Annotated in this window: 5 protein-coding genes; 1 reads left to right on the forward strand and 4 read right to left on the reverse strand. The window is 47.0% G+C overall.

The annotated features are described in order from the left end of the window. Positions 1-37: 37 nt before the first annotated feature. The 4 genes from NX845_RS20255 to NX845_RS20270 form a co-directional block, all read right to left on the reverse strand. Positions 38-3,181 (reverse strand): efflux RND transporter permease subunit, encoded by a 3,144-nt coding sequence (locus NX845_RS20255; RefSeq protein WP_260257098.1) that lies wholly within the window; start codon positions 3,179-3,181, stop codon positions 38-40. Beyond that, positions 3,178-4,917, reverse strand: coding sequence for an efflux RND transporter periplasmic adaptor subunit (locus NX845_RS20260; RefSeq protein ID WP_065682802.1), 1,740 nt, complete (start codon positions 4,915-4,917; stop codon positions 3,178-3,180). Before NX845_RS20260 ends, NX845_RS20255 begins: the two co-directional genes overlap by 4 nt. 11 nt (positions 4,918-4,928) lie before the next feature. Further along, positions 4,929-6,371: a TolC family protein gene (locus NX845_RS20265; protein ID WP_065682803.1), complete on the reverse strand. Its 1,443-nt coding sequence runs from the start codon at positions 6,369-6,371 to the stop codon at positions 4,929-4,931. Positions 6,372-6,470: 99 nt separating this feature from the next. After that, positions 6,471-6,935: a hypothetical protein gene (locus NX845_RS20270; RefSeq protein ID WP_017059270.1), complete on the reverse strand. Its 465-nt coding sequence runs from the start codon at positions 6,933-6,935 to the stop codon at positions 6,471-6,473. 233 nt (positions 6,936-7,168) lie between these two features. Here NX845_RS20270 and NX845_RS20275 point away from each other — a divergent pair. After that, the coding region (locus NX845_RS20275; RefSeq protein ID WP_260257099.1) for a VCBS domain-containing protein at positions 7,169-10,716 on the forward strand (3,548 nt) is incomplete at its 3' end.

Raw genomic sequence — 10,716 nt, forward strand, 5'->3', positions numbered from 1 at the left:
ACTCTGTTTTGGTCAGTAAGGGCTAATAATCAATACGTTATTTGTTTGTTTCGTTTTGGCTATGCGTAATCTCACGCTGTTTCCAGAGCTTAAAGATTGCAGGCAACACCAGAAGGGTAAGCAATAGTGCAGACGCCATTCCGCCTATCATCGGCGCTGCAATTCGCTGCATCACTTCAGAGCCCGTTCCCTCGCCATACATAATTGGAATGAGGCCAATAATCACAGTAAGTACCGTCATCATCACTGGGCGAACACGCAGTCCTGCGCCCTCTCGAATCGCATCCGTTAAGTCTTCACTCTGAAGTGCTTGCTGGTTCTGCTCTGCATCCAATTTCTTGTAGTGCCATGCTTGGTTTAGGTAGACCAACATGATCACACCTATCTCAACAGCAACCCCGGCAAGGGCGATAAAGCCCACCCCTACTGCAATGGAGAAGTTGTAATTGAGGATATGCATTAGCCATAAACCACCCACCATTGCGAGTGGCAATGTCAGCATGATCATCATCACCTCACCGACACGGCGGAAGCTGAGGTAGAGCAATAACATGATGATGGCGATGGTAATTGGCACAACGACACTTAAACGCTCTTTGGCGCGCTCCATGTATTCGTATTGACCAGACCATGCCAGTGAATATCCGGCAGGCAAGACGATTTGATCTGTAACGACTTTTTGCGCCTCTGCCACATAAGAACCAAGGTCGCGCCCTTCGATGTCAACGAACACCCAGCCATTAGGACGCGCGTTCTCCGTCTTAATCATTGGTGGTCCATCTTCATAGCGAATATCTGCAACATCAGACAAAGCAATTCGCGCTCCATTTGGTGTCACTAACGGCAGGTTCTGCAGCTTAACGACAGAATCACGATAGCTTTGTGGGTAACGGACATTGATTGGGTAACGCTCTAGCCCCTCAACGGTTTCGCCCACGTTCATGCCACCAACCGCAGTCGAAATAACCTGTTGCACTTCTTTAATGCTCAAACCATATCGCGCAGCAGAACGACGTTTGATGTCTATCGTGACGTAACGACCGCCCGCAACACGCTCGGCGTAGACAGAAGCCGTACCACTCACGCTGTTGAGGATGGGTTCAAGTTGCGAACCAATATCTTCAATCACACTCAGCTCAGGGCCAGCGATTTTGATGCCAATTGGGGTTTTGATACCTGTCGCTAACATGTCGATACGAGTTTTGATTGGCATAACCCACGCATTGGTTAAACCTGGGAACTGAATCAGATCATCAAACTCTTTACGCAGAGACTCCGTAGTGACACCGTCACGCCACTGCTCTCGCGGTTTAAGCTGAATCACGGTTTCAATCATAGTCAGTGGCGCAGGATCGGTTGCCGTCTCTGCTCGACCAATTTTGCCCCACGTGGTTTCGACTTCTGGAATGGTTTTAATGAGCTTGTTGGTTTGTTGCAACAACTCACGAGCCTTACCTATTGAGATGCCCGGATACGTGGTTGGCATGTACATCAAATCCCCTTCATCCAAAGGTGGAATGAACTCACTGCCAAGCTTACTGGTTGGGTAATAAGCAGACGCCATTAAGCTAAGTGCGATAACAATCATCACCTTTGGATATTTTAGGCTGAGGTTCAGAAGCGGCTTGTACATCGCCACTAGGCTGCGGTTTACTGGGTTTTTGTGTTCAGGTAGCACGTTGCCGCGAATGAAATAACCCATTAACACAGGCACCAGCGTGATAGCCAAACCTGCCGCTGCCGCCATCGCATACGTCTTGGTAAAGGCAAGTGGCGAGAACATCTTGCCCTCTTGGCCTTCTAACGCGAACACAGGCACAAAGCTCAAGGTAATGATAATCAGAGAGAAGAACAGCGGTGCGCCAACTTCTTCTGCTGCCTTACCAATCACCTGCCAACGGTTTTTGTCAGTGAGCGGAGTCCGTTCAATGTGTTTATGAACGTTCTCAATCATCACGATGGCACCATCCACCATGGCGCCAATCGCAATCGCGATCCCGCCAAGAGACATAATGTTGGCGTTAATACCCTGCCAATGCATAACGATGAATGCGCCTAAGATACCGACAGGCAGACTTAGCGCGATAACCAGTGATGATCGGATATGGAACAAGAACAGCGCACACACGACGGCGACCACGATGAACTCTTCAGCCAGCTTCTTCCAAAGGTTTTCAACGGCTGAATCAATCAAAGTAGAACGGTCATAAGTTGCGACAATCTCGACACCATCAGGTAAGCCAGCTTGCAGTTCAGCGAGCTCGGATTTCACCGAGTCGATCACTTCACTGGCATTTTCACCAAAGCGCATCACAATAACGCCGCCAACCGCTTCACCCTCACCATTGAGTTCCGAGATACCACGACGCATTTGTGGGCCAAGGTTAATGTCAGCAATGTCACCTAATAGCAGCGGAGTACCTTTGTCTGTCACTTTTAACGGCAAAGATTGAATGTCTTCGATGCTTGTAAGGTAACCGGTCGTACGAACCATGTGCTCGGCTTCGGCAATCTCGACAACAGACGCACCGGTTTCTTGATTACCATCTTGGATTGCCTTGTTGACTTGCTGAAGCGTTAGGTCATAAGCACGTAATTTGGCAGGATCAATCTGTACTTGGTACTGCTTCACCATGCCGCCAACGGTCGCCACTTCAGACACGCCTTCTACAGTTTGCAATTCATACTTCAAGAACCAATCTTGCAAACTACGAAGTTCCGCTAAGTCGTGCTGACCGGTTTTATCTTGCAACACGTAGCTGTAAACCCAGCCCACACCGGTTGCATCTGGCCCTAGTGTTGGCTTAGCACTCGAAGGCAAGTTAGGTGCAACTTGGCTTAGGTACTCCAGCACTCGTGAACGTGCCCAGTACATATCAGTATCGTCATTGAAGATGATATAGACATAGGAATCACCAAAGAACGAGTAACCACGAACCGTTTCAGCTCCTGGTACAGCTAACATGGCTGTGGTCAATGGATAAGTCACCTGATCCTCGACCACTTGTGGCGCTTGCCCCGGATAACTGGTTTTGATGATCACCTGAACATCTGACAAATCTGGAATGGCATCAACCGGTGTATTTTTAACGCTGTATAAGCCGCCAAATACGATGGCTACAGTAGCAACCAGCACTAAGAAGCGGTTGCTAATAGACCAGCGAATGATTGCATTGATCATAGTTCGCCCTCACCCGTGCTATTCGTCGGTTCGAGAGATTTGAGCACATAATCAGAACCTTGCTTCGCCACTAGAAACCGAATGGTTTGACCCTCGGTAAACTCAGATAAATCAAGGTCATCACTGGCTTGGAAATTCATTTCACCCGCTTTCCAATTCCACTCAGGGACTGGCTTATGTTTTACGGTGATCATGCCAAAATCTGCCATCAACATAGTGATGTCACCTGTTACCCAAACTTCGCCAGCGATCTTGTGTTTGTTGACCTTGTAATCAACAACCTCGTACTGCCCTGACTCTGTCTTTCTCATCTCAAAATCAATCGCCTTACCACGTTGCACGTCACTCATGTCCAAGCCTTCCGCAAAGGTGAAATTCATCACCATGCCCGGCCAATCCCATTCTGGAACAGGCTGATGGTTAATCGTCACCATGCGACTGCCTTGCATAACATCGGAAATTTCGCCATTTGCCCACACGGTTTCATCTTCTTCCTCAACACCATTGATGCGTGACAGATCAGCAGATTGGCTCGATTCAGAATCCAACATGAAGTGCGCAGAAGTGACAATGTTTTCGCCTTGCTCTAGCCCTTGAAGCACCTCTATTTTTTCGCCAGCTTCACGACCAACCTCAATACGAGCAGAGCGATACTTGCCAGAACCTTTTGACATCACCACTCGAGTCATACCACCGGAGTGAATCACCGAAGATCTTGGGATAGTAAGAACGGCTTCATCACTGATGGGTTTCAGCGCAATATTGGCAAACATATTTGGCTTAAGCTCGCCATTTGGATTGGAGAACTTCAAACGAACGCGCAAAGTTCGAGTTTTTGGGTCAAGGATTGGGTAAACGTAATCAACATTACCCACCCACTCTTTGCCGGGAATGGCATCTAGCGTCATCACCGCATTGCTGCCTGACGAGATCCAGTGCGCTTGACGCTCAAACACCTCAGCATCAACCCATACTTCGCCTAGTGGGCCTGCACTGATCACCGCTTGTGCAGGTGAAAGGTAACCACCTTCTCGGATATTCAGACTTGCAATGACACCATCGGCTGGCGCTTTAATTTCAATGGTTTGCGAGGCTTTACCTTTGCGCGTAATAGAGCGGATTTGAGTCTTATCAACACCCAAGGTAATTAAGCGTTCAGTCGAGCCCTTGATCAAACCTTTACGACCCGTTTTATAAGCACTAATCAACTCTTCTTGTGCTTTAACAAGCTCTGGAGAATAGAGTGTGAAAAGCACATCACCTTTGTTTACCTTCTCACCCACTGCGTTGATGTAGAGCTTCTCAACCCAACCAGAAACACGCACGTTGGTTTGCCACAATGTACTTTCATCGAACGCCACATAACCCACGGTTTCAATCCGAGGAGACAGCGCTTCGAACTTAACTTTCGCTGTTTTGACACCCAGATTATTTTCTACCGAAGAATCAATGAACACGGTACCGGGCTCATCTTTAGCACCACTTGAGTCATCCGCGTAAACAGGGATTAAATCCATCCCCATAGGTGACTGACCCGGCTTGTCTCGCTGATAATTTGGGTCCATCGGAGCCACCCAATACAGAGGTTCATCCTTGGTTTGTTTACTTACTTCGGCGTCTGTACTCGTTGCCATTGCTGACATGTCATGTGCTGGATTAATTAGAAAATGGTTCACACCAAAACCCAATGCACCACCGACCAATAAAGCGATTGTTGCTACTTTTACTGAACTCATTGTCTATTCCCTTATTGATTGGCTGTGTGTTTAGTTGCGCTTGAATTGAGTTGTGGTTGGTTTACTTGGTATTCAAAGCCACTGACTAACGCCGCCAGTTTGCTGTTAACGATGTTGAGATCGGTGATCAAACGTTGTTGCTCTAACTGAAGCGCCAGCTCGTCTGTCGTTGCTAAAATGACATCGTTGAACTGAGCGGTATTGTTTTGATAGCCCCTTTCAACCGCGCTGATTCGAGCTGCAGTTTGAGGAAGCAAGGACGTTTGATAGCGATCTAATCGCTGGATCAGATTTGATCTGTCCACCAGCAATGCGTTCACTTGCGCGTTCATTTGGGAAAGTAAGGTGTCTTTTTGAGATTTAGCCGCACCAACTTGATACTGAGCAGCCGATAAGTTTTTATCTTGTCGATTCCCCGTAAACAGCGGGATGTCGACTGTCAGATAAGCACTCACCAGATCAGAAGCAGGTTCACCCGCCATGTTATTGGCTTGACGGTGTGCATACATCACTTCCACCCCAAACTGCGGGGTATAAGCTTGCTCGGCTAACTCGACCTGAGTTTGATTGGAGGAAATACTGACATCGGAGATCTTAACCAAAGGATGGTCAGTCAGTAGCTGGTAGTGCTTGGTTGAATCGATATTGGTCGCTAATTTGCTTTCCAATAACGACCAATCGATTTGGTTAGTTGCATTCAGTGTACCCTGAGAATCAAGAACCTGAGAGCCAAGCCAATCAGAACCCAACCATTCAGAAAGCTGAGAGATTAGACGACGCTGAACCTGCTGGTTTGCCTGAAGTTTTTCATCAAGCTTGCTCACTTGAAGCTGAGCATTAAGCAGATCTTGCGCTTCACTTTTACCAATCGAGTAATTGGTTTGTACATAGTTTTCAAGCTCAACCAACAAACGACGATTTTGACGAATCACCGACTCAGCCTTTTGCTGATAACCTAACTCAAGCCAAAGCTGCGTCATGCTATTCGCAACCGTCAATTCTCTTGCTTGCACCTGCAAAGCTAAAGCATCAGCCTGCTGGCCTGCCCTTTTCTGTTGGAGGTTAAGCGTATCGCCACGCTCAAACTGCTGCATCAGCCCTACCGATATATTAGTCATCGGGTCTTCGTCGAATTGAAAGCTATCGACAGGCAAACCGCCAAATCCAACTTTCAATTTCGGGTCCATTAAGGTCGAGCTGGCAATGCCCGTTTCTCGCATCGCTTGAGACTGAGCAAAGTACTGTTTGCGATTTCCATCTTCGCTTAAAGCAATCTCAATCAGTGTATTGAGTTGCTGCGTCGAGCTTGCTTGGTCATGTGCTGAGATGTGTTGAGCATTTGAAGCTGACGCCGTGGTAGCCGCGAGCGTAGCACTTGAAAACAAGGCCATAGGCAAGGTAGCAGCAACCACTAAGCTCGTGTTCATGACAAACACAGAGGTTGTTGGTTTCATATTCACAATGAATGTCCATATCTAGCGCTAATTAGCGCATAAAAAAGAATGACTTATCAGATTTATCTAACTGATAGAGCTGTATTTTTAGATATAGATTTATGCGGAAGGTGGGCGTAGCAAAGATTGAGCGCGTGCGACTTTCTGGCCAATCGTGACCGATTGAAAACGAGCTAATGAAAAGGAAAGTTGATCAACGGCTTGAACAGCCTGAATTGGATAGGGACTTGCAGAACACATTGAGGCACAGCAATCGGCACTCGAACAATGGTTACCCATCATCGGACTACCGTCTTCGCTCATTGAAGACATATCGAATTGAGCCATCAAAGCATGGGCACTCATGTTAGAGTCTTCAGCGTGTACTTCTTCACTCATCACATGACACCCTGCCATTGAATCATTAACCGAAGTATCGCTGTGGTAACAAGCCGACTTGCTCGACCCCATTTCCATCATCATTACTTCAGTCATCAAGGCTGAGGAGCTTGAGGCATAGCTAGACATCAACATCGCAATGATGCTGAAAACAATAATCCAAGTTTTTCGGAATGTGTTTGTCATAGCTTACCTTTGAATTTACACCGCAACTATAAACGTTACCCTTAGGGTAAGGTCAATGCCATTGTGCCGATATTTGCCTGACCGTTGAAAAAGTATTCATCCTCTCTTTCATCAAAATGAGATAATTCTTCGACTTTGCAGTTTTTTCTTTAAAAATTATCCAATTAGCTAGCGAAACCTCTATCTGTGTATTTTACTTAAGATAGTGCAACCACGATTCACGGATGATAAAAATGGCTAACAAAAAAAACGTCGAAGCAAACAAGAAAAATACAGCAATCAAAAATAAGAAAAGTAACGAGCTAGAACAAAAGAAACCAACACAAAAAAAGAAGCGCAGACTGCATTCACATCTAAAAGTGAATATCCCACTTTTTCAGTCACTCATGATGATTTTGCCATCATTGGCTAAACACGCTGCTGCTGAGAGCATAGACAATTCCAGTGACGCTGCAGATCAAGTAACCGCAAATAACGTGACCGAAAAAGATGTCACCGATGACCATAGTAAGCCGGACTCATCAGCGGTTGTTCATCAAGAAGCTCAGACGAGTGACAGCGACGTAAACTCAACCTTAAGTGCAAGTCATGCCGCCCATGGTTCGAGCTCTCACCTGGTTCCTTCTCATCATTTATCGACGCTTTCTCACCCGCAAGTCCATTACATTCCTTCGGTATCGATGCCTACTATCTCCTCAGGGAGTAACGGTCAGCCGACTCATTCGAATGCGCCTACGACGCCCGCTTTACCCGTCACCTTTATGCCAGAAGTCATAAAAGGTACATACGGAGAGCTTCATGTTGATGCAAATGGTCAATACACGTTTGTATTAAACCCAAAATCGCCTCAATACATACTGTTGAATCAGCACCAACAAGGCACTGATCATTTCTTGTTGCATCTATCTAACGGCTCGAGCGTCATTGTTCAAGTTCCGGTCACGGGTAAGCAAGACACGCCAAGTATTTCTGGAGACTTAACAGGTGTCGTAACAGAAGATCACAATATTGATTCACAAGGCTTGTTACATGCGAACGGCAAAATCGATGTCATAGACCCTGACCAAAATGAAAGTTCGGTTACACCGGAAGTTATCTCAGGTAAATATGGTTCATTAACTATCGATGCTGATGGACATTGGCAGTATCAAGTTGATAACTCGCTCTCTAATGTTCAAGCTTTAACCGCAGCCACTTCACTGCATGAAAGTTTCACAATTCACACCAAAGATGGCACACCGCAAACGATCGATATGACGATTGGCGGGAACGACGACAATGCCGTAATTACGGGTGTGGATGCTGGCACGTTAACTGAAGATTTAACGACACAAGTTCAAGGGCAGCTTTCGGTAACGGACTCTGATCTTGGAGAGGACCACTTTCAAGCCTCAAAAGTGACTAGTAATTTCGGTACGCTAAGCATCACCAAAGACGGTGCATGGACATACAGTTTAGACAACAATAACCCAGTAGTTCAAAGACTTGGCCAAGGTTCAACTGCGACAGACATCGTCACTGTTCACTCAGCTGATGGTACAGCGCATCAAGTTATGGTTACGATCAATGGCACCAACGACCATGCAGTAATCACGAGTAGTTCAGCAAATTCACCAAGTTCGTTTTTCGCTATCGGGACAAGTAATGGCTCAAGCCAAGTTACTGAAGATAAAGACCTAACGGTTTCAGGCCAACTCAACATCACCGATATCGACTCAAAAGAGGCGCATTTTTCTAATTCCGACCTCAAGGGGACACTGGGTACTTTACACCTTAAAGACAATGGCGATTGGAGCTACGATCTAGATAATAAAAATCCACAAGTTCAGGCTCTTGGTCAAGGCTTTGCGACAACAGACATCATAACCATCCACTCCGCCGACGGCACTCCTCATCAAATTGCAATTACCGTTAACGGCACCAATGATAAAGCCGTGATAAGCGGAACCAGTGCCGGCGCGGTAACCGAAGAGTCCCAACTTCAGACCTCGGGCACACTTGCGGTAACGGATGTGGATACTGGCGAGGCACACTTCGCTACTTCATCCACAGGAAGTACCGATATTGCAGGCTCGTTTGGTACGCTTCATCTGACTGATACTGGTTCTTGGACGTACGATCTTGATAATACAAATCCTAACGTTCAATCATTGGGCAAAGGAGCAACCGCTACCGACACCATCACCGTTCATTCTGCTGATGGCACGCCGCATCAAGTGACTATCACAGTAAATGGCACTAATGACAAAGCTATTGTCAGCAGTGCGACCGTTGCCATCGATGAAACCGACAAAGCGGTAACGACATCAGGAACATTGACCAGTACCGACGTCGATAACCCAGACAATGCGTTCACGCCGGATTCGATTACTGGCACCAACGGCAACCTCACCATTGGTGCTAATGGCCAATGGACCTTCACCGCCAACAGCGCGTTTAATCAATTAAACGTGGGCGACAAAGTCGAAGAAACCTTTACGGTATCGTCTGTTGATGGCACACCTTCGACCATTAAAGTCACGATTAACGGCACTAATGACGCAGCTACTGTCAGCAGTGCGACCGTTGCTATCGATGAAACCGACAAAGCAGTCACGACTTCAGGAACATTAACCAGCACCGATGTCGATAATCCAGATAATGCGTTCACGCCGGATTCTATTTCAGGCACCAACGGTGACCTGACTATTGATACTAATGGTCATTGGGTCTTCACCGCCAACAGTGCGTTTAATCAATTAAACGTGGGCGATAAGGTCGAAGAGACCTTTACGGTATCGTCGGTTGATGGCACACCGTCGACCATAAAAGTGACGATTAACGGCACTAACGACGCCGCTACTGTCAGCAGCGCAACCGTTGCCATCGATGAAACCGACAAAGCAGTAACGACATCAGGAACATTGACCAGTACCGATGTAGACAACCCAGACAATACGTTTACGCCGGATTCTATTTCAGGCACCAACGGTGACCTGACTATTGATGCCAATGGTCATTGGGCCTTTACAGCCAACAGCGCGTTTAATCAATTGAACGTCGGCGATAAGGTCGAAGAGACCTTCACTGTCTCATCTGTTGATGGCACACCGTCGACCATTAAAGTCACGATTAACGGCACCAACGACGCCGCTACTGTCAGCAGCGCGACCGTCGCCATCGATGAAACCGACAAAGCAGTAACGACATCAGGTACGCTAACCAGTACTGACGTGGATAACCCAGACAATACCTTCACACCCGACTCGATTACTGGATCTAACGGCGACCTGACTATTGATGCTAATGGGCATTGGACATTCACAGCCAACAACGCGTTTAACCAATTAAACGTCGGCGATAAGGTCGAAGAGACCTTTACTGTATCGTCTGTTGATGGCACATCCTCGACCATCAAAGTGACGATTAATGGCACTAACGATGTAGCGACAGTCAGTACCGCAACAGTCAGTGTGGATGAGACTGACAAAGCGGTAACCACCTCAGGCACGTTAACCAGTACCGATGTTGATAATCCAGATAACACATTTACGCCAGACTCCATTGTTGGAGCTAATGGCGACCTAACTATTGATGCTAATGGGCATTGGGTGTTCACCGCCAACAGCGCGTTTAATCAGTTAAACGTCGGCGACAAAGTAGAAGAAACCTTCACTGTCACTTCCGTTGATGGCACACCTTCGACCATTAAAGTCACGATTAACGGCACTAACGACGCCGCTACTGTCAGCAGTGCGACCGTCGCTATCGATGAAACCGACAAAGCAGTAACGACTTCAGG

It is taken from the genome of Vibrio sp. NC2 (genome assembly GCF_025195005.1).
In the GTDB taxonomy this organism is placed as follows: domain Bacteria; phylum Pseudomonadota; class Gammaproteobacteria; order Enterobacterales; family Vibrionaceae; genus Vibrio; species Vibrio splendidus.

Coding starts and splice junctions, on each gene's coding strand:
- NX845_RS20265 (WP_065682803.1), bottom strand. CDS start 6,371: ATGAAACCAACAACCTCTGTGTTTGTCATGAACACGAGCTTAGTGGTT.
- NX845_RS20255 (WP_260257098.1), bottom strand. CDS start 3,181: ATGATCAATGCAATCATTCGCTGGTCTATTAGCAACCGCTTCTTAGTG.
- NX845_RS20270 (WP_017059270.1), bottom strand. CDS start 6,935: ATGACAAACACATTCCGAAAAACTTGGATTATTGTTTTCAGCATCATT.
- NX845_RS20260 (WP_065682802.1), bottom strand. CDS start 4,917: ATGAGTTCAGTAAAAGTAGCAACAATCGCTTTATTGGTCGGTGGTGCA.